Raw genomic sequence first — 18,884 nt, 5'->3', positions numbered from 1 at the left:
CGCTACGCCTTTCCCTCGGCCGAGCCGGCCGCCGGATGCTCGGCCAATTCCTGCTCGGTGTAGTACTTCTCGAGCTCGCCCAGTTCGAACAGGGCGAGCAGGTCCTCGCGCATCGGCGTCTGATCGGCCGGGGTCACGGTGACTCCGGGCACCGGCGCATCAGTGGTGGCCGGATCCAGCGCGCACACCAGCAGGGTGTTGCGCCAGTCCGGGTTCATACCGGGGTGGTCGTCGCGGGTGTGTCCGCCTCTGCTCTCGGTGCGCAACAGCGCTGCCTGAGCGACACATTCGCTGACCAGCAGCATGTTCGCCAGGTCGATCGCGAGGTGCCAGCCGGGGTTGAACGGACGCTTCCCGGCCACGGCGACCCGGGCGTAGCGTTCGCGCAATTGGGCCAGCTTCTCGATGGCCGCACGCACCTCGTGTTCCTTGCGGATGATGCCGACCAGGTCGTTCATCGTCTGCTGCAACTCGGCGTGCAGGGTGTAGGGGTTCTCGCCGTCAGCCGAGGAAGACGAATCGAACGGCGCCAGTGCGGTTGTCGCCGCAGCCGCGACGTCGGCATCGGTGGGCAGGGGTTTGTCGGTGAGTTGTTTGACGTAGGCCGAGGCGCCGAGTCCGGCTCGTCGACCGAACACCAGCAGGTCCGACAAGGAATTGCCACCGAGCCGGTTGGAACCGTGCATCCCACCGGAACACTCACCGGCGGCGAACAATCCGGGGGTGCGGGCCGCGCCGGTATCGGGGTCGACCTCGATACCGCCCATCACGTAGTGGCAGGTCGGGCCCACTTCCATCGGCTCCGCGGTGATGTCGACGTCGGCCAGTTCCTTGAACTGGTGATGCATCGAGGGCAGCCTGCGCACGATCTCGTCGGCGGGCATGCGGGAGGCGATGTCGAGGAACACGCCACCGTGCTCGGTGCCGCGGCCCGCCTTGACCTCCTCGTTGATCGCGCGGGCCACCTCGTCGCGGGGGAGCAGATCGGGGGTGCGGCGCGCGGAATCGTTGTCGCGCAGCCACTGATCGGCTTCCTCCTCGGTTTCGGCGTACTGGCCCTTGAACACCGGCGGGATGTAGTCGAACATGAACCGCTTGCCCTCGGAGTTCTTCAGCACCCCGCCGTCACCGCGCACGCCCTCGGTGACCAGGATGCCCTTCACGCTCGGCGGCCAGACCATGCCGGTGGGGTGGAACTGCAGGAACTCCATGTTGATCAGCGTCGCGCCCGCGCGCAGGGCCAGTGCGTGGCCGTCGCCGGTGTACTCCCAGGAGTTCGAGGTCACCGTGTAGGACTTGCCGATGCCGCCGGTGGCCAGCACGATCGCCGGGGTGCGGAACAGAATGAATCCGCCTGATTCGCGCCAATACCCGAACGCCCCCGCGATTCGGCCGTGCCCGTCTCGGTGCGAGCGGGGGCCCTGCGTGGTGACGCCCGCTGCCTCCTCCGGGCCCTGACCGCTCGCGCCGGCGTCGGTGAACAATTCGGTGATGGTGCATTCGGCGAAGACCTTGATCCTGGCCTCGTAATCACCGGTCTCCGCGTAGTCCTCTTGCTGCAGCGAGACGATCTTCTGCTGCATGGTGCGGATCAGTTCCAGGCCGGTGCGGTCGCCCACGTGGGCAAGGCGCGGATAGGTGTGTCCGCCGAAATTGCGCTGGCTGATCCGCCCGTCGGCGGTCCGATCGAACAGCGCCCCATAGGTTTCCAGCTCCCACACCCGGTCGGGCGCTTCGCGGGCGTGCAATTCGGCCATCCGCCAGTTGTTGAGGAACTTGCCCCCGCGCATGGTGTCCTTGAAATGGGTCTGCCAGTTGTCCTTGTCGTTGGCATTGCCCATCGAGGCCGCGCAGCCGCCCTCGGCCATCACGGTGTGCGCCTTGCCGAACAGCGACTTGCACACCACTGCCACCGAGAGTCCCTGCTCACGCGCCTCGATCACCGCGCGAAGGCCCGCGCCGCCCGCCCCGATCACCACGACGTCGTAGTCGTGCTGTTCCACTTCCGGCATTCGATGAAGCTCCTTCTGCTCGCGGCTCAGTCGATGAACCGCAGGTCCGAAATGGTGTCGCTGGCGACCAACATCACGTAGAAGTCGGTGAGCGCGAGGGTGCCGAGAGTGGTCCAGGCCAGCGCCATGTGGCGGGTGTTGAGCTTGGAGATCTGGGTCCAGTACCAGTAGCGCACCGGATGGGCGGAGAAGTTCTTGAGCCGCCCGCCCACGATGTGCCGACACGAATGACACGACAGGGTGTAGCCCCACAGCAGCGTGACATTGATCAGCAACACGAGATTGCCGAGCCCGAAACCGAATCCGCCGCTCGCGCCATGGAACGCGGTGATCGCGTCATAGCTGTTGACCAGCGTGACCACCAGCGCGAAGTAGAAGAAGTAGCGGTGCGTGTTCTGGATGATCAGCGGCAGCCGCGTCTCCCCGGAATAGCTGGTGTGTGGCTCGGCCACCGCGCACGCCGGTGGCGACAACCACACCGAGCGGTAGTAGGCCTTGCGGTAGTAGTAGCAGGTGAGCCGGAATCCGAGCAGGAACGGCAACACTACGAAGCCGAGCGGAATCCACATCGGCAGCTCGCCGACCCAGACCCCGAAATGGCTCGATCCCGGGACGCACGACGCGCTCACGCAGGGCGAGTAGAACGGCGTCAGATAGTGGTATTCCGGCACCCAATAGGCTGTGCGCACAAACGATCTCACCGTCGCGTAGCCGACGAACGCGGCCAGGCCGAGTGTGGTGAGCAGTGGCGGCAGCCACCATCGATCGGTGCGCAGGGTGCGTGCGGTGATGCGGGCCCTCGTTCTGGCGAAGACGCCGCTCCCCGAAGGGGTGACGGTCGGTGCGGCACTCACGGTGGAAGCCTCGCTGATCTTCCGGCGTGCGGCGGTTGATCATTCCCCACCGCGATGGATTGTGATGCGGGCCACCATACGCCAGGGTTGTCGCCGCTCGAGTCCGGTCTCACGCACTCATGTCCGAGATGCCACGGTGAGATCGGTCACAGCAGTAACTGCCGTTACTACCCGTCATGCCGGTGCAACAAACCTGTGGTGCCCTGTGACAGGAAATTCCCCGCAACGGGGAAAGGAGCGTGACGAGCAATGAGAAGAGCCGCGATCGTGGCACCCGTCCGCACGCCCAGTGGCGTGGAGGGTGGCGCACTATCGGGTATGCCCGCCGAATGGCTGGCGACCACGGTCCTGTCGGCCGTGATCGAGCGCTCGGGCATCGACCCTCTACGGATCGAAGACGTCGCGATGGCCTGCACCGACGGTGGGCTCTCCGATGTTCCCGCGATCGGCGCGCTGGCCGCACGCGGCGCGGGCCTGCCCTTCTCGGTGCCCGGCTTTCTCACCGACCGGCACGGCGGCAGCGGCCTGCAGGCGGTGATCACCGCGGCCATGATGGTGCAGACCGGGGCCGCCGATGTGGTCGTCGCCGGCGGCGTCGAATGCGCTACGACTCCGGCCAGGCTACCCGGCGGCACGGCCGGACTGCGCAATGCCGAACTGCTCGCGCGCTACTACGGCATCGACCGCGGCGCGGCCGACGAATTCGCCGTCGCCAGTCATCGCAAGGCCGCGCGGGCCTGGCGGCAGGGCGCCTTCGGCGCGGAGGTGGTGCCGGTCGGCGTGGGCGGCGGATCCGCCGCCCACCAGATCCGCCGCGACGAGGGTGTGCGCGACGACCTGTCGACCCACACTCTGGCCGGGCTGCGGCCGCTGCTCGCCGACGGCGTGGTGACCATCGGCAACATGAGTTCGCATCGCCTCGGCGCCTCGGCCTGCCTGGTCGTCGCCGAGGACCGCCTCACCGAGCTCGGGCTCACGCCGATGGCCTTCCTGGCCGGCTGGGCGGCCGCCGGCTGTGACAGTGAGGGGCCCGCGCTCGGGGCCGCCCCCGCGGTGGCCAAGCTGCTCGGCCGCACCGGCTGCTCGCTCGACGAGATCGACCTGCTCGAGATCAACGAGGGCTACGCCGTGGAGGTCCTCGCACTCGCCACCGAGTGGGAACTCGACCCGCTGGGCAGGCTCAACGTGAACGGCTCCGACATCGCCCTAGGCCACCCGGTCGGCGCCACCGGCCTGCGCATCATGACCACCATGCTGCACGAACTCGGCCGCACCGGCGGCCGCTTCGGCCTGGAGGCCATCGCCCTCGGTCACGACCACGGCATCGCCGCCCTGTTCGAGTCGGCCGAACAAGCCGAACCGGTGGAGCTACCCCGCGGCGCCCGCTTCCACGGCTCCCGCACCCGCCGCCTGGGCAAACACCGCGCCTGAACAACACGGCACCCGCGAAACCTGGTTCTCGGCCGCCTCGATCTGGACTGACCAGAGGGTGCGACGAAGGAGTGCCCGGCGGGAGGGAAGATCGAGGGAACAGGCCGAGAACCCGCGGCGCCAGCCGCCATGAAACGGAGAACCCGCGGCGCCAGCCGCCAAGAACACAGAGTTCGGCGCGGCGGTCCTGGTAGCAGGGCCGCCGCGCCGGTGAGCAAGGTCTATTTGGTTCGTGGGCGGGAGTGGAAGCCCAGGCCCTCGTCCTGCGCGCCCATCCAGGCGGCCTCGTCGGACTTGCTGTCGGGAACATAGATGGGTTCGGACCGGCGCGGGACGGCGAGCTCCGGCGGCGGTGCCTGCTCGAACTCCTCGGCGTCGATGACGAGCCGCTCGAGGTCGTTCTCCAACCGGCGCACGGTGGCCGCGTCGCCGTAGTTGGAGCGCAGTGCGCCGATCGATTGCCGGAGTTGGCCGACCGCGTAGCGCAGTTCCGCGATATCGCTGCGTGTCATCGTTACCTCCTGTGTATATGGCGGGCATACCGACTCGTCGGATCACTGGCACGCCCGTGAAACCCCGGGCCGCACTGCACCGAGTCGTGTGACTCACCACACAACGTGATCTCCACCACAGTAACCGAACTTTTCGGTTTACGCCGATGATGTTCGCAATTCAGGGATTGCTGTCCGGTAACTGTTCGGCGCTCAGCCCGCGACCGCGTACCGCCCGCGCACGCTCGCACCCGCCCGATCGACCAGCGCGGTGATCGAATGGGCGACTTCCTCCGCCCGCTCGAGGATCACGCTGTGCCCCGCGCCTTCGATCCGCACCAGCTCGGCACCGGCGAGCTGGGAGGCCAGCACCACCGAGTGCGTGAACGGCACCATGAGATCGGCCGAGCCGGCCAGCACCAGCGCGGGCAGATCGCCGAGCTTGCCAAGGGTGTGCGCTTCGTCGAAGTCGAGCAGCGAATCGAGGAAGCCGGAGACGGTCAGCAGCGGTGTCTCGTTGAGTACCGCGGTGGCGATGGCGACGATCCGAGGATTCACCCGCCGGGTGCCCGCGCCGGCCTCGCGGAGTAGCGGCCCGAAGATCCACCGGGAGAACCGCTTCGACGCCTGCATCGCCCGCGGTGCCCGGACGACGGCGCGTTGCAGCGAGGCGACGGCGCGCCGGTTGAGCAGTCGGCCGAGGCCGACCTCGGCGATCCCGCCCGCCGCGCCTGCGATGAGCCCGATCCCGGCCACCCGGTGCCCGATCGTCGCCGGGAACAGCCGGGCGTAGGCCAGCAGCACCATCGCGCCCATCGAGTGCCCGACCAGGACGATCGTCCCGATCGGCGCGACCGCGCGCAGTACCGCGTCGAGATCGGTGGCGAGCTGGTCGATGGTGTAGGTGTCGTGGTGGGCGTGCCCGGATTCGCCGTGGCCGCGGTGGTCGTAGAAGACCATCCTGGCGTCGGTGTCCCAGCTCCGCAGTAGGTGATCACGCAGGAACGACCACGACTCGGTGTGCAGGCAGTGGCCGTGGACGAAGACGACGGTCAGCGGCGCGTCGACGGAACCGAAGCTGCGGACCGCGATCGGCACGCCGTCATCGGCGACGACTGTGGCACGGCGTCCGTCGAGGTCCGCGAAGTTCTCCGACATGTCGGGCCTCCTTCCTGCTGGGCTTTTCGGGTTAGGTTTCCGGCCCGTTAGCCGCCTATCCCTCGCGTTATCCACCCGATGCGCAACCGATCCCATTGCGGCCGTTCCCGTGATCGCGGGAAGATCTACATGAATCTAAGGATTTGCCTAGATATGCGCAGACAGATGTCGAGCGGAAGGCTCGCGATGGTTGTCTTCAGCTTTCTTCGGAATCAGCTAGAGGATCGAAGAGATTCATACGCTGCGCAGATACCGGCCGAAGTGCGGCACGGTGAAGCCGATCGTGCCGCGCTCGGCGGAGTAGATCAGGCCCTTCTTGATCAGACCGTCGCGGGCGGGGGAGACCGAGGCCGGTTTGCGGCCCAGCTCGGCGGCCACCGCCGCGGTGGCGACCGGGCCGTCGTCACCGGCCAGATCGGCCATCGCGCGCATGTACTCCCGCTCGGCCGGGGTGGCGCGCTCATAACGGGAGCCGAAGAAGCCGACGGCCAGCTCCTCCTCGGCCGCCGGGGCCGCCACCTCGACGTCCTCGGCGGTGATCGGGCTCTCCGGCGCCTGATCCCAGGCCGCCTTGCCATAGGCCTGCACGAAGTAGGGGTAGCCGTCGGCGCGCTGATACAGCGAGTCGAGCGCCTCGGAGGTGAACTTCACCTCCTCGCGTTCGGCCGGGGCGATCAGCGCCAGGTCGGCCGATTCCCGGTCGAGCCGGTCGATCCGGTGGTAGCTGAACAGTCGCTCGGAGTAGCTCTTGGATGCCGAGAGCACCGCGGGCAGATGCGGCAGACCGGCGCCGACCACGATCAACGGCGCGCCGTCTTGACTCAGCTCGTGGCAGGCACCGCAGATCGCGGACACATCCGCCGGGCCGAGATCCTGCATCTCGTCGATGAAGACCCCGATCCCGACGCCGATGTCGGCGGCCAGCGCCGCGGCCTCCTTGAACAGCTCGATCAGGTCGATCTCGATGTCGCCGGAATCGGCCCGCCCGGTCACCGCGGGCACATCGATGCCCGGCTGCCAGCGCTCCCGCATGCCCTTGTCGGCGGTGGTGCGCAGGGCGAAGGCCTTGAGGATGCCGAGGAAGTCGTCGACGCGCTCGGGATTGCGGTGCGCCATCGCGATCGCGCGCACCGACATGTGCAGGGCCGAGGACAGCGGCCTGCGCAGATCCTGATCGGGACGAGCCTCGATCTTGCCGGTGCCCCAGCCGCGCGAGATGGCGGCCGAGCGAAGCTGGTTGAGCAGCACGGTCTTTCCGACGCCGCGCAATCCGGTGAGCATCACACTGCGTTCGGGCCTGCCGCGGGCGATCCGTTCGAGCACGATGTCGAACGCGGCGAGTTGCTTGTCGCGCCCGGCCAATTCGGGCGGACGCTGACCGGCGCCGGGAGCATAGGGATTGCGCACGGGGTCCATGCCGGACAACCGTAGCGCGTCGCGACAGCGGAATCTCGGTAACTCTGGGCTGTGTCCTAGATACTGCTAGCGAACCCGAGACGAGTGAGTGGAACCGGAACGGAGCGGCATGGTCGCAGAACCCGAATTCGACGGTCACGACCCGATGGTGACCTCGACCGCCGAGATCGTGGCGGGCTGGCCGCTGCCGCAGGGCGCGTACCTGGCCGACACCATCCGCCGCGGCCTGCTGGCCAGTATCGGCACCGGATACGACGATCCGCAGGTGGTGGCCGACCTCGCCGTCGGCCCGCTGGTGATCGCGCTCGCCCGGATGGAAGTGGACCTGGCCGACGCGCGCCGACGCATCGAGGAGCTCGAACGCGCGCTCGGGCTACGCAACGGTCACGAACGATGACCATGCCGGGGCGGCGGAGATCGCGCCGTTACGCGTGGCGACACGCCGGTGATCAGTCCGTTGTTCTGGGCTTTCGCGCCTGCGGGAAAACAACTTGCGCGCATCGCTGGACAGCGTGAGGGCCAAGCCGTAATCTTCTCGTGACTTAGTGGAGTCTGTCGATTCGTAAGAGAATCGGCGCCATAGGTCACCGCCGAAAGTCGTGATCGCCAAGCGATCCCGATGCGCCACGGCGGTAGAGCAGCAAGATCGGAGACTCGTCTCGGTGGGTAAACACAGCTTGCAGCGGGATTCTCGTCTGCCGAATTCCGTCAAGGGTGCACTCGTCATGGGTGCGGTGGCCGCCACGACCGGTGCGATGCCCGCGATTTCGCAGGCCGCCACGATCAACATCCCCGGCCTCGGTAGCTTCGATCTGCCGCCGGAGCTCGAGCAGCCCGCGCAGCAGCTGGAGAAGGAACTGCAGGCGATGGTCGCCCCGCAGGGCCAGGCCGCGCCGCAGTTGCCGAGCGTCACCTTCGACAACCCGTTCCAGCAGCAGCAGACGGCGGCCAACATCGCCCTCGACGCCGCGCGCACCAAGGTGGGCGCCCAGTACAACTGGGGCGCCGCGGGACCGTCGAGCTTCGACTGCTCCGGCCTCGTGCAGTGGGCCTACCGCCAGGCCGGTGTCGAGCTGCCGCGCACCAGCTTCGAGCAGTCCCACGTGGGCGCTCCCGTGTCCTTCGACAACCTGCAGGCCGGTGACATCGTCATCACCAATGGTGGTGGCCACGTCGGTATCTACGCGGGCAACGGTCAGCTGCTGAACGCGGTGCAGTCGGGCACCCCGGTGTCCTACACCCAGCTCAGCGCCGACGACGTCGTCACGGCACGCCGTATCCTCTAGGGGTGTCCCCCGCGGAACAACGCTCCGTCACCCAGGCCCGCGTCGATTCGTGGATCTGGGCGGTCCGATTGTTCAAAACGCGTTCGGCTGCGGCGGAAGCCTGCCGCGCCGGACACGTACGCGTCAACGGCACGACGGCGAAACCAGCTCAGTCGGTACGCCCCGGTGACGAGATCAGGATCCGGCACTCGGGGCTGGAGCGGATCGTCGTGGTCGAGCGAATCATCCACAAGCGGGTCGGTCCACCGATCGCCGCGCAGTGTCTGATCGACCGCTCGCCACCGCCGCCGCCCAAGGAAGTCCTCGCCACGCTGCCGCAGCGTGATCGCGGCGCGGGCCGACCGACGAAACGCGAACGCCGTGAGACCGATCGGCTGATGGGCCGCATCGACTAGGGCATCGCGGCCATCTTGGCGGGGATCTCGATGTTCTCGTCGGCCCAGTACAGCGCGCACACTCGGTGGTAGCCGTCGGCGATCAGCATCGGCACGTTCCGGCGGCAGTCGCCGCGCACCAGCAGGATCGGCGAGAGCTTCTTGCCCTCGTTCACCTTGAGCAGATCCTTGCGCACGTGCGGGTTGTCCGGGGTGAGCGCTTCGAGCCGGGAAGCGCGCAGGATGTCCTTGGCCTTCTTCACCACCACCGGTGCCGCGCGTAGGTCCGCCACGATCGCCTCGACGACGTCGTCGGCGGCCAGCAGCGCGAGATAGTCGGCCGCGGCCGGATAGTCGTGGTCGTCCGGGGAGGTCTTCCACTGCACCGTGATGATCTGGTCTGCCATCGAACGATCATCCGCCCAGGCTGGACGCGATAGCGGGAGCGTTGCCGGATGTTATCGATTGTTGGTGCGAACGGTGCCGGGCTGTTGTCGGCGAAATTTCGTTCGGTGGTCCCGGTCTGGGCGATCGCCTACGGTGGCAACTATGGGTGAGCGCACGCCGATGTTATCGACGCTTCTCGCCTGCTGTGTCGCCGCTGTCGCCACCGGCCCGCGGCTGCTGTGGCCGCGTGCGGCCGACACCGCCTTCCTCGCCGGGCTCGAGTCCGCGCCACTGCCCCCGGCCCACCGCACTGTCGGGCTCACCGCGCTCGTCCAGGCCCGGCTGTCCGCGCCGACCGCGATCGTCGTCGAGGGCGTGCGCACCCTGCGGAGCACCCCCCTGAGCATGGCGACCTTCCTGGTCCGCCACCCCAGCGCCACCTTCCTCGTCGACCCGGCGATCTGCGCCGGTGTGCACCAGCGGGTACTGCCCGAACTGCCGTTCCCGGTGCCGCTGCTGGTGAGTCCGGAACAGCCGGTGCACGGCCTGAGCGAGGTGCTCGCCGCCAACGACCTCACCGGCGCCGACATCGACTTCGTGCTGCCCACCCACCTGCACTGGGACCACGTCGCCGGCCTCTACGAACTGCCCGGCTGGGTGCCCATCCGGGTGCCGAGCGTCGAATACCGCTGGGCCATGGGCGGATCGCACGCCCCCCTCGGCGTCGCCCGCGGCCCGCTGCGCGGCCGGATCTTCGACCTCTACGAACTCGACGGCCCGCCGGTGCTCACCTTCGCCCGCAGCCACGACCTGTTCGGCGACGGCTCGGTCCTGCTCGTCGACCTGGCCGGACACACGCCGGGCAGCGTCGGCGTGCTCCTCGCCGTCGACGACGGAACCCGCGTCCTGCTGGCGGGTGACGCCGTGTGGACCAGCCGCCAGGTCGAACTGCTCCGTGAGACGGCGCCGCTGCCCGGCGAACTGGTCGACACCGATCGCGACGCCGCCTTCGAAACCATTCACCGGCTGCACGCCCTCCCCGCCGGCATCGAACTGATCCCCGGCCACGACCGGGCCGCCGTCGCGGCACGCACCGACCCGCGCACGCACTGACCCGCGCGGTTTCCTGACTCCTGGACGGGATCCGCGGATCGATTGCGACGGCCGGTGACTCGCTTCACGCCACGCTGAGGTGACCGTGAGAATGTGCGATGTCACGGCGGGTCGACGGCGTGTCGGTGTGTATCGTGCGGCTCATGCGAGTCGACGGTCGGGAGATTCCCGTCACGGGAAGTCTCCTGCAGCCGCGGACCCGGCGTACCAGCGACATCATCCGCGTCGTGCTGGCGGCGATGGGCGTGGGCGTGGTGGTCGCGGGCTCGCTGATCACCCGGCCCGAGTGGCTGGCGCTGGAACGTTCGGTGTCCAATATCGTCGGCATTCTCAGCCCGGAACAGTCCACGCTGGTCTACCTGGTCTACGGAATGCTCATCCTGGCTTTGCCGTTCGCCATCCTCATCGAACTGGTGCTGCGCAGGCAATGGAAACTGCTCGCGGGCTACGCCGCTGCCGGTCTGCTCGCGGTCCTCGCCCTCTCGATCACCGGCACGGGCATCTCGACGCCGAAATGGCATCTTCCGGTGCCGGACCGGTTCGACACCTTCCTGTCGCAATTCCTCGACGACCCGCGCTGGATCGCCATGCTCGCGGCCATGCTCACCGTGTCCAGCCCCTGGCTGCCGGTGCGGCCGCGGCGCTGGATGTGGTTCCTGCTGTTGATGTTCGCGCCCATCCACCTGGTGGTCAGCTCGGTGGTCCCGGCGCGGGCGATGCTCGGCCTGGTCGTCGGCTGGCTGGTCGGCGCGGTGATCGTCTGGCTGGTCGGCACGCCCGCGCTCGAGGTGCCGCTGGAGGCCGCGGTCCGGGTGCTGGCCCGGCGCGGCTATGCGGTGCGCGCGTTCCGGGTGGACCGGCCCGCGGGCCGTGGGCCGCTGCTGCTGGCCACCGAGGTCGACGGGCCCGAGACCGAGCTGGTCGTGGAGATGTACGGCAAGAACCAGCGCAGCTTCGGCGCGATTCGCCAGGTGTGGCGCTGGATCACCTTCCGCTCCAGCGAGACCGCGCCGCTGCACGGATCGATGCACCGGGCCGTGGAACATCGGGCGCTGCTCGGGATCGCGATCGGCGAGCTCGGTATGGCCGACAGCTACCAGGTCGCGGTGGCCGGGCTCGATCGCGGCTGGATGCTGTACGCGCACACCGTCCCCCGCGGCACGCCGATCCGGAAGTTGTCCGCGCAGGTGCTGCCGGGGGTGTGGCGTTCGCTGCTGCGGATGCACGAGAACCAGATCAGCCACGGCGATCTGCAACCGGACCTGGTGCGAGTCAGCCAGGGCGACACCCTGTTCGGCGGCTTCTCCGCCGCCGAGTTCGGCGCGTCCGAGGCGCAGCGGCAGACCGACATCGCCCAGCTGCTGGTCTCGACGACTTCGCTGTTCGGCAAGCACGAGGCGGTGTCGACGGCGATCGAGGTGCTCGGCGAGGACACCGTCGTCACCGCGGCCCGCCGCCTGACCAAATCGGCCATGCCGACCGGCATCCGCAAATCGGTGCCCGAATGGACCAAGGTGATGGCGACCGCGCGCGAGGAGGTGCGTCACCAGACCGGCCACGACCGCATCCAATCCGAGCAGCTCACCCGCTTCACCCGCAACCAGATCATCCAGCTGGTGCTGCTGGTCGGGTTGGTCTACGTGGCCTACCCGTTCTTCAGCCAGGTGCCCACCTTCTTCAGCCAGCTGCGCACGCTCAACTGGTGGTGGGCACTGTTCGGCCTCGCCATCTCCGGGCTCACCTACGTCGGGGCCGCCGCCGCGCTCTGGGCCTGCGCGGACGGACTGATCAAGGTGCGGTACCTGGTCGTGGAACAGCTGGCCAACACCTTCGTCGCGACGACGACACCCGCCGGAGTGGGTGGGCTGGCGCTGAGCGTGCGCTTCCTGCAGCAGGCGGGGATGTCGACCATGCGGGCGACCGCGGCGGTGGCGCTGCAGCAATCGATGCAGGTGATCACCCATCTCACGCTGCTCGTCATCTTCAGTGTGATCGCCGGAACCTCGACGAACCTGGCCCATATCGTGCCCGACGCGACCGTGCTGTACCTGGCCGCCGGAGTGGGCGTCGGGTTGGTCGGCGCGTTCATGTTCGTGCCGAAACTGCGCCGCTGGGTGAACCACTCGGTGCGCCCGCAGTTGAAGGAGGTCGTCGGCGAGCTGATCAATCTGGGTCGCGATCCGCGACGGTTCGCGGTGATCGTCGGCGGGTGCGGGGCGATCACCCTCGGGCAGGCCCTGGCGCTGTGGGCCAGCGTGGAAGCCTTCGGCGGCGGAACGGATTTCGTCGCGGTCACCATCGTCACCATGATCGGCGGCACGCTGGCCTCGGCCGCGCCGACACCCGGTGGTGTCGGCGCGGTCGAGGCGGCCCTGATCGGTGGTCTGGCGGCCTTCGGCGTCCCCGCCGAGATCGCGGTGCCCGCCGTCCTGCTCTACCGCGTCCTGACCTGCTGGATCCCGGTCGCCCTTGGCTGGCCGGTCATGCGCTGGATGAGCGAAAAGCAGATGATCTGAATTCCGTCTTCCTCCCGCCGGATCAGTTGGCGCGCAGGGCGATGACCAGACCGTCCTTGGCGCAGACCGACGGGGTGTCGGCGTCGGGTTGGGCGTTGCAGTCCCAGCCGTCGACGGTGACCGCGTCCGAGGGCGCGATCGTGGTGGCGTAGGTGGTCGCCACGTCGATCGCCTCGGTGCAGCCGACCCGGCCCGCGGCGGTGCCGACCGCGATCACCGTGCGGCTCCCACCGCCCGCGTCGGTGACCGGGCCGCAGTTCACATCCTCGACGGTGGGCGGGGGTTCAGGCGGAACATTGCTGGTGGTGGTGACCGGCGGCTTGGTGGGGTCGACGGTGCGAATCGGGGACGGCGCCGGCGGCGGCGGGGAGGCGGGCGCCGCGTCGCCGCGCAGGCCGATGGTCAGGCCCTGGTTGACGCAGATGTGCGGCACCGAGGCGTCGGGCTGGGGTTCGCACAGCCAGCCGTCGACGGCCACGGCGTCACCGGTACGCGGCACGCCGAGATAGTCGGCGACCACAGTGAACGCCTCGGTGCAGCCCGGTCGACCCGCAGCGGAGGCGAAGGCGATCACATCGGCTGTCGCGCCGTTGCCGCCGGTGACCGCCCCGCAATTCACGTCGTCGAGGGTGGCGGGCGCGGGAGCGGGTGGGTGCGTGGGGCTCGGTGGTGGCAGCGACGCGGCCGAACTGCCGGTCAGTTTCGCCGCCGTGGTGGTGCTCGATGTGGACGCGGCGTGATCGTCGTTGTCCCCGCCACAACCGGACAAGCCTGTGATCACGGCGAGCGCGGCGACGGTTGTCGCGGCGACCCGAGTGGATTTCACGGTTCCTCCCTCGATGTTTAGCTGCCCTGTTGCCCGCGTATTCAATCACGGTGGCGCGTCGGCTGTCTGATCCACACGAACGTGTTCGCCGCGGATGTTTCTCCCGTTCGCCGCGCATGGTGACCGCCGTTTCCGCTGTTGCCCGGCACTTGCCGAGCGGGCTGTTCGGTCGGTTTGTGGAGATGATCGGCCCAACGACGTGAACCGCCCCACAGCGCCCTCGGGTGCGTGCGGGGTGCGGTAGGAACGCCTAAACTGTCTGGGACGTAGCCGCATCATGACCGAAAGGTGTTTCTTCGATGGGATCCCGGACGGTGGTCGCCGACGTTGCCGACGAGTTGGCACGCCGAGTCGCCACCGGCGAGTACGCGCCCGGCGAGCTGATGCCGTCGGTGCGCCAGGTCGCCGAGGAGTTCGGGATGAACCGCGCGACCGCCCAGCTCACTCTCGGCAGGCTGGAGTCCTACGGCTTCGTCGAGGCCCGCCGTGGCAAGGGCTTCACGATCCGCGATGTGCGCGAAGCGGGCGGGATGGACGCCTATCGGCATCTGTTCCGGTTCTCCATCACCGCCCCGGCGCTCGCCGCCGAGATGTTCACCGACATCGTCGAGGTGGAGCGCGGCATCGTGCTCGAGGCGCTGCTCGGTTACACCGCCGCGGAGAAGGTGCTCGATCCGGCCGAACTGGCCGCCGCCGTCGACGAACTGGAGGCGATGGCCCGCAACGCCGTGCCTGATCATCCGCGCATCATCGCCGCCGAGATGGCGCTGGTACGCAGACTGCTCGGCGTGCTCGGAATGAGCATGCAACGGGCCGTGCTGAATTCGATCGCCGACATGGTCGTCGAGGTGCCGGAGGCGGTGGCCGCCTACTTCGCGGTCGCGGCCGACCTGCACGTCCTGGTCTGGCGGGCGTTGCTCGCGGTGTGGGATGCCGAGTCCGCGCCCTCGGAGGCCCAGCTCGCCCTGTTCGAGGACCTGTTCACGCTCTATCACGAGAAGGTGATCGGCCGCTTCGACGAACTCGTCGGCGAGGCACCGGTCGAATCCGCGGCCGCCACAGCCTGATCGCGTACTCAGCTGTCTGAGTCGGATTTGTCCGTCGTGTCCGAACCGTGGTGCCACGGTGGATCACGCCCCGCGGCAGCACCGACTCCAGAATCGCGCCGGCGCGCCGGGCAGGCTGTTCCCGCCGGGCGATCACCAACGCTCGCGCTCAGTAGCGAACTCCGAACATGCCACCGCTCCAACAAACCCGGCCCCGCACATCCCGACCCCGAGGAGGGATCGCCGACGCAGTCGGCGGTTCGCGCCCGTCCCGCCGATCAGGCGCCGTGGCGTACGCGACGAAGGAGCAAGCCACGGTGCCTGATCGGCGGGACCGCCGGGGGCGCGAACTCGAGCGCGCCAGCGCTCCAAGGATTCAGCTGTTGAGTTTGGTGAGGCGGTCGTAAGCGGTGACGTATTCCTCCACCAGCCGGTTGATCACATCCGCACTGCGCTCGACCTTGTTCATCATGCCGACCACCTGGCCGACCGGATTGAAGTTCACGTCCTTGGCCGCCTCGGGGTAGCGGTGTCCGCGCTTCACGCCGTCGAGGGCCACCATCATCTGCAGCGGCATCGGCAGCGGGTCGGGAGTGTCGGTGGCCTCCCAGGCGTCGGTCCAGTCGTTGCGCAGCATGCGGCACGGCTTGCCGGTCCACGAGCGCGAGCGGATGGTGTCGTGGCTGCTGGCGTCGAGGTAGGTGCTCATCTGCGCGGGCGGCACATTGGCCTCCTCGACGGTGAGCCACAGCGAGCCGGTCCACGCGCCCGCCGCGCCCATCGCCAGCGCCGCCGCGACCTGCGCGCCGTTGCCGATGCCACCGGCCGCGAGCACCGGCATATCGCCCACGGCGTCGATGACCTGCGGCCACAGCACCAGTGAGGACACCTCACCGCAGTGTCCACCGCCCTCGGTGCCCTGACACACCACGAAGTCGAGCCCGGCGTCCTTGTGGTTCTGCGCGTGCTTCACCGAGCCGCACAGCGCGCCGATCACCCGACCCGACTCCTGGATCCGCGCGACGACATCGGCGGGCGGTGTGCCGAGCGCGTTGGCGACCAGCTTGGCCTTCGGGTGGTTGAGGATGACGTCGACCTGCGGGCCGGCGGTGGTCGCGGTCCAGCCGAGCAGCTCGTTGTGGTGCTCGCCGTCGGGCAGCGCGGGCACATTGTGCTCGGTGAGGATCTGCTGGGCGAAGTCGCGATGGCCCTGCGGAACCATCTGCGCCAGCCGCTTTTCCAGCTGTTCGGGGCTGAGTCCGTCGACGCCCTTGCCCTCGTACTTCGACGGGATCACCAGATCGACGCCGTAGATGCCGGTGACGTGCTCGTCGAGCCAGGCCAGCTCGACCTCGAGTTCCTCGGCGGTGAAGCCCACCGCTCCGAGTACTCCCAGCCCGCCCGCGTTGCTCACCGCCGCGACCACGTCGCGGCAGTGGGTGAAGGCGAAGAGGGGGAATTCGATGCCGAGCTGTTCGCAGAATTCGGTACGCATACCGAACTGTAACACGTTCTAGTTTGCGAGAGAATGGTCGATTTCAGGCAGCGGCATCCTCGAGCGCGACCAGCGAATCCTCCAGGTGGTCGAGCAATCGATGCAGGTCGGGCAGAGTGCGGCGGCACCCGACGAGACCGAAATCGAGATTGTCGCCATGGGAGGTGAGGGTGATGTTCACGGCCTGGCCGTCGAGTGGGATGGACAGCGGGTAGGCGGCGTCGAGGCGCGCGCCGTTCCAGTACAGCGACTCCCGCGCACCCGGCACATTCGAGATGACGATGTTGAACGGCGGCGTCCCCATCGAGGCGAACCCGGGCAGCAGCATCGCCGCCATCGGACTCAGCATCACCCCGGCCACCGCCAGGGTCTGTGCCGCGGACAGCGAGCGGTACACCTCTTTGTTGCGCCGCGTCGACTCGCTCACCACCCGCAGCCGTTCCAGCGGATCGGCGATATCGGTGCCCAGATTGCACAGCAGCGCGGCGATCTTCACGCCCTGGGTGTCGGTGTCGTCGGGATCGCGCAACGACATCGGCACCATCGCGATCATCGGCTTGTCCGGGAGGGCGTCGCGCTCCACCAGGTACGACCGCAGCGCCCCCGCCGACATCGCCAGCACCACATCGTTGACCGTGGTCCCCGTCGCCTTCTTCACCTGCTTGACCCGGTCCATCGACCAGCTGCGCACCGCGCACTTGCGCGCACCACCGATCGGCACGTTGAACAGCGTGTGCGGCGCCTCGAACGGCAGGGTCAGCTGCTGCTGCAACAGACCGGTGCGGGTGGCCCGCATGAGCGCCGCCGTCGCCGACGCGGCCGAGTTCATGCCGCCGAGCAGTCCGCCCAGCCCGGACTTCGACCGCGCGCCGGCTTCCGGTCGCTGCTTGCGCGGCAGGTTCCACGGCGTCGTGATCTCGGTGGCGAACGGATCGGTGGTGAGTGTGCGGCGTAGCAGCCGCTGCGCGGACACCCCGTCGATCAGCGCGTGGTGCATCTTCGAGTACAGCGCGAAGCGGCCGTCGGCCAGGCCCTCGACGAAGTGCAGTTCCCACATCGGCCGGTGCCGGTCGAGCAGTGTGCTGTGCAGCGTCGAGGTGTGATCGAGCAGTTGCGCGATCCGGCCCGGTGCGGGCAGGGCGCTGCGCTGCACGTGATAGTCCAGGTCGACCTCGTCGTCCTGAGCCCAGGCCAGCTGGGGCGCGCCGAGCCAGGTGGCCGGACGCTTGCGGAAGGTGGGGCGGAAGGTCTTGTCCGCCAACAGCGCATCGCGGAACTCGCGCAGATAGTCCGGCCCGGCGTCTTCCGGTGGCTCGAACAGCTGCAGTGAGCCGACATGCATCGGGTGTTCGCGCGACTCCGCGAGTAGAAACAGCGCATCCAACGGCGCGATGAACTCCATGACTGATCGCCCCCTGACGAGAGTGGTTCGGTGCGAATCTGTAGACGATCGACCACGCTGTCGGGTCGGCGCGCGAACAACACGCGCCGTACTCCAAGTTACCCGGACGTCCGGCTCGCGTCAGGCGAACGACGGTCGCGGGTGCTCGGGCGGCACGCGCGGATCAGACCTGGACGGTCTCGGTGCGCCGCTGCTCAACGGTGTCCGCGGCGTCGGGCGCGGGCTGCTGCTCGCCGGGCGCGGGCTGCTGCTCGCCGGGCTCGTCGCTGACTTCCGGTTCCTCGTCGACGATTTCGGCGACCGGTTCGGCAACGGGCTCGACCGGTGGCTCGACCGGTGGCTCGACCGGTGCCGGAATCGGCTCTGGCTGCGCCGCGACCGGTGCCGGAATCGGTGCCGTCGCAGGGCCTTTCGTGGCGACGTCGATACCCAGCTCCAGGCGCGTGATCTCCACCAGCGCCCGCTCCTGCTCGGCGGCATGGCGCATCGCCTTCTGCCACAGCTCGGCCATGTCCTCGAGCTCCTCGACCGTGGCCTCCACATCGATGTGCAGCTTCAACCGCTGCATGGTGATGTGCTGGGCGGCGGTGAGCGTGCGCAGCAGGTCTTCGCACTTGTTCGAGATCCGGCGATGGGCCACCACGCGCAGGCGGGTCAGCATCCCGCTCGGGCGGTCCCAGATCACCTTGTGGATCTGTGCGCCTACCCCGTCGATCTCGTCGACGGTGACCAGATCCCATTCACCACAGCTGGTCAGGTCGGCCCGCACCGAGGCCGAGGTCTCCAGGATCGAGGCGACCGCGGCGAGCACCGCCTCCCGGCGCCACGCCTCGTGATCGCGCTGGTCGCCAACCATGTTCGACAGTTCGACATTGCGCTGCGCGGTGTCGAGCGCCTGCCTGCCGCGCTCGTCGGCCGCCGCGATCCCTTCGCGATGCGTGCGGTTGTTGGCGATGACGCCGACCAGAACTGCTGCGGCGACGACGAGCGAACCGAGGAGTGGGAGCCACTGAGTCACCCGCCGATCATTGCACCGTGGCCCGTCACAGTCATCATGATCGGCGCGTTGCCCCGATG

At 68.5% G+C, this 18,884-nt stretch carries 17 protein-coding genes; 7 read left to right on the top strand and 10 right to left on the bottom strand.

Annotated features, from left to right (window positions below):
• Positions 1-2 precede the first annotated feature (2 nt).
• Positions 3-2,012 carry a fumarate reductase/succinate dehydrogenase flavoprotein subunit gene (locus BOX37_RS32650; protein WP_071930969.1) on the bottom strand — a complete coding sequence of 670 codons (2,010 nt, stop codon included), beginning with the start codon at positions 2,010-2,012 and terminating at the stop codon, positions 3-5.
• Positions 2,013-2,038: 26 nt separating this feature from the next.
• Positions 2,039-2,866 carry a hypothetical protein gene (locus tag BOX37_RS32645; protein ID WP_071930968.1) on the bottom strand — a complete coding sequence of 276 codons (828 nt, stop codon included), beginning with the start codon at positions 2,864-2,866 and terminating at the stop codon, positions 2,039-2,041.
• A gap of 249 nt (positions 2,867-3,115) precedes the next feature.
• Between BOX37_RS32645 and BOX37_RS32640 the strand changes: the two genes are divergently transcribed.
• Positions 3,116-4,297 (top strand): thiolase family protein, encoded by a 1,182-nt coding sequence (locus BOX37_RS32640; protein WP_084760492.1) that lies wholly within the window; start codon positions 3,116-3,118, stop codon positions 4,295-4,297.
• A 221-nt stretch (positions 4,298-4,518) separates the two neighbouring features.
• Here the strand turns inward: BOX37_RS32640 and BOX37_RS32635 are convergent, their stop codons facing one another.
• The 3 genes from BOX37_RS32635 to BOX37_RS32625 all read right to left on the bottom strand — a co-directional run bounded on the left by BOX37_RS32635 (position 4,519) and on the right by BOX37_RS32625 (position 7,362).
• Entirely contained in the window at positions 4,519-4,809 is a 291-nt protein-coding gene (locus BOX37_RS32635; RefSeq protein WP_071930967.1) for a hypothetical protein, read from the bottom strand.
• Between the two features lie 192 nt (positions 4,810-5,001).
• Complete coding sequence (locus tag BOX37_RS32630; RefSeq protein ID WP_071930966.1) at positions 5,002-5,946, bottom strand: alpha/beta fold hydrolase; 945 nt, start codon at positions 5,944-5,946, stop codon at positions 5,002-5,004.
• A gap of 234 nt (positions 5,947-6,180) precedes the next feature.
• Positions 6,181-7,362, bottom strand: a complete 1,182-nt coding sequence (locus BOX37_RS32625; protein ID WP_071930965.1) for an AAA family ATPase — start codon at positions 7,360-7,362, stop codon at positions 6,181-6,183.
• Positions 7,363-7,471: 109 nt separating this feature from the next.
• Here BOX37_RS32625 and BOX37_RS32620 point away from each other — a divergent pair, with 109 nt between their 5' ends.
• From BOX37_RS32620 to BOX37_RS32610, 3 genes are all read left to right on the top strand, one after another.
• Positions 7,472-7,759 carry a hypothetical protein gene (locus tag BOX37_RS32620; RefSeq protein ID WP_071932081.1) on the top strand — a complete coding sequence of 96 codons (288 nt, stop codon included), beginning with the start codon at positions 7,472-7,474 and terminating at the stop codon, positions 7,757-7,759.
• A gap of 328 nt (positions 7,760-8,087) precedes the next feature.
• Positions 8,088-8,648: a C40 family peptidase gene (locus BOX37_RS32615; protein WP_071930964.1), complete on the top strand. Its 561-nt coding sequence runs from the start codon at positions 8,088-8,090 to the stop codon at positions 8,646-8,648.
• Between the two features lie 2 nt (positions 8,649-8,650).
• The gene (locus BOX37_RS32610) at positions 8,651-9,043 is read left to right on the top strand and encodes an RNA-binding S4 domain-containing protein (RefSeq protein WP_071930963.1); all 393 of its coding nucleotides are present in this window, start codon (positions 8,651-8,653) and stop codon (positions 9,041-9,043) included.
• Here BOX37_RS32610 and BOX37_RS32605 read toward each other — a convergent pair.
• Complete coding sequence (locus tag BOX37_RS32605) at positions 9,040-9,429, bottom strand: hypothetical protein (RefSeq protein ID WP_071930962.1); 390 nt, start codon at positions 9,427-9,429, stop codon at positions 9,040-9,042. The genes BOX37_RS32610 and BOX37_RS32605 overlap by 4 nt on opposite strands.
• Before the next feature lie 142 nt (positions 9,430-9,571).
• Between BOX37_RS32605 and BOX37_RS32600 the strand changes: the two genes are divergently transcribed.
• Both BOX37_RS32600 and BOX37_RS32595 read left to right on the top strand, forming a co-directional pair.
• Entirely contained in the window at positions 9,572-10,522 is a 951-nt protein-coding gene (locus tag BOX37_RS32600; RefSeq protein WP_240505139.1) for an MBL fold metallo-hydrolase, read from the top strand.
• A gap of 143 nt (positions 10,523-10,665) precedes the next feature.
• The gene (locus BOX37_RS32595) at positions 10,666-13,038 is read left to right on the top strand and encodes a lysylphosphatidylglycerol synthase domain-containing protein (RefSeq protein ID WP_071932079.1); all 2,373 of its coding nucleotides are present in this window, start codon (positions 10,666-10,668) and stop codon (positions 13,036-13,038) included.
• 22 nt (positions 13,039-13,060) lie between these two features.
• Here the strand turns inward: BOX37_RS32595 and BOX37_RS32590 are convergent, their stop codons facing one another.
• A complete protein-coding gene (locus BOX37_RS32590; protein ID WP_071930961.1) occupies positions 13,061-13,864 on the bottom strand; it encodes a hypothetical protein in 804 nt (267 codons plus the stop codon).
• Positions 13,865-14,163: 299 nt separating this feature from the next.
• Between BOX37_RS32590 and BOX37_RS32585 the strand changes: the two genes are divergently transcribed.
• Positions 14,164-14,931, top strand: coding sequence for a FadR/GntR family transcriptional regulator (locus BOX37_RS32585; RefSeq protein WP_071930960.1), 768 nt, complete (start codon positions 14,164-14,166; stop codon positions 14,929-14,931).
• Between the two features lie 355 nt (positions 14,932-15,286).
• Here the strand turns inward: BOX37_RS32585 and BOX37_RS32580 are convergent, their stop codons facing one another.
• The 3 genes from BOX37_RS32580 to BOX37_RS32570 all read right to left on the bottom strand — a co-directional run bounded on the left by BOX37_RS32580 (position 15,287) and on the right by BOX37_RS32570 (position 18,825).
• The gene (locus tag BOX37_RS32580; RefSeq protein ID WP_071930959.1) at positions 15,287-16,405 is read right to left on the bottom strand and encodes an NAD(P)H-dependent flavin oxidoreductase; all 1,119 of its coding nucleotides are present in this window, start codon (positions 16,403-16,405) and stop codon (positions 15,287-15,289) included.
• 43 nt (positions 16,406-16,448) lie between these two features.
• A complete protein-coding gene (locus BOX37_RS32575; RefSeq protein WP_071930958.1) occupies positions 16,449-17,807 on the bottom strand; it encodes a WS/DGAT/MGAT family O-acyltransferase in 1,359 nt (452 codons plus the stop codon).
• A 163-nt stretch (positions 17,808-17,970) separates the two neighbouring features.
• Complete coding sequence (locus tag BOX37_RS32570; RefSeq protein WP_071930957.1) at positions 17,971-18,825, bottom strand: hypothetical protein; 855 nt, start codon at positions 18,823-18,825, stop codon at positions 17,971-17,973.
• Between the last annotated feature and the right edge of the window lie 59 nt (positions 18,826-18,884).

The sequence above is a fragment of the Nocardia mangyaensis genome (genome assembly GCF_001886715.1).
GTDB classification, from domain to species: domain Bacteria; phylum Actinomycetota; class Actinomycetes; order Mycobacteriales; family Mycobacteriaceae; genus Nocardia; species Nocardia mangyaensis.
This window is presented reverse-complemented; position numbering and strand designations above follow the sequence as displayed.

Bases quoted from the DNA above. Each gene is read 5' to 3' on its own strand.
- BOX37_RS32615 (WP_071930964.1), top strand. From the start codon at position 8,088: ATGGGTGCGGTGGCCGCCACGACCGGTGCGATGCCCGCGATTTCGCAG.
- BOX37_RS32635 (WP_071930967.1), bottom strand. From the start codon at position 4,809: ATGACACGCAGCGATATCGCGGAACTGCGCTACGCGGTCGGCCAACTC.
- BOX37_RS32630 (WP_071930966.1), bottom strand. From the start codon at position 5,946: ATGTCGGAGAACTTCGCGGACCTCGACGGACGCCGTGCCACAGTCGTC.
- BOX37_RS32575 (WP_071930958.1), bottom strand. From the start codon at position 17,807: ATGGAGTTCATCGCGCCGTTGGATGCGCTGTTTCTACTCGCGGAGTCG.
- BOX37_RS32595 (WP_071932079.1), top strand. From the start codon at position 10,666: ATGCGAGTCGACGGTCGGGAGATTCCCGTCACGGGAAGTCTCCTGCAG.
- BOX37_RS32585 (WP_071930960.1), top strand. From the start codon at position 14,164: ATGGGATCCCGGACGGTGGTCGCCGACGTTGCCGACGAGTTGGCACGC.
- BOX37_RS32650 (WP_071930969.1), bottom strand. From the start codon at position 2,012: ATGCCGGAAGTGGAACAGCACGACTACGACGTCGTGGTGATCGGGGCG.
- BOX37_RS32605 (WP_071930962.1), bottom strand. From the start codon at position 9,429: ATGGCAGACCAGATCATCACGGTGCAGTGGAAGACCTCCCCGGACGAC.
- BOX37_RS32620 (WP_071932081.1), top strand. From the start codon at position 7,472: ATGGTCGCAGAACCCGAATTCGACGGTCACGACCCGATGGTGACCTCG.
- BOX37_RS32640 (WP_084760492.1), top strand. From the start codon at position 3,116: ATGAGAAGAGCCGCGATCGTGGCACCCGTCCGCACGCCCAGTGGCGTG.
- BOX37_RS32625 (WP_071930965.1), bottom strand. From the start codon at position 7,362: ATGGACCCCGTGCGCAATCCCTATGCTCCCGGCGCCGGTCAGCGTCCG.
- BOX37_RS32600 (WP_240505139.1), top strand. From the start codon at position 9,572: ATGGGTGAGCGCACGCCGATGTTATCGACGCTTCTCGCCTGCTGTGTC.
- BOX37_RS32580 (WP_071930959.1), bottom strand. From the start codon at position 16,405: ATGCGTACCGAATTCTGCGAACAGCTCGGCATCGAATTCCCCCTCTTC.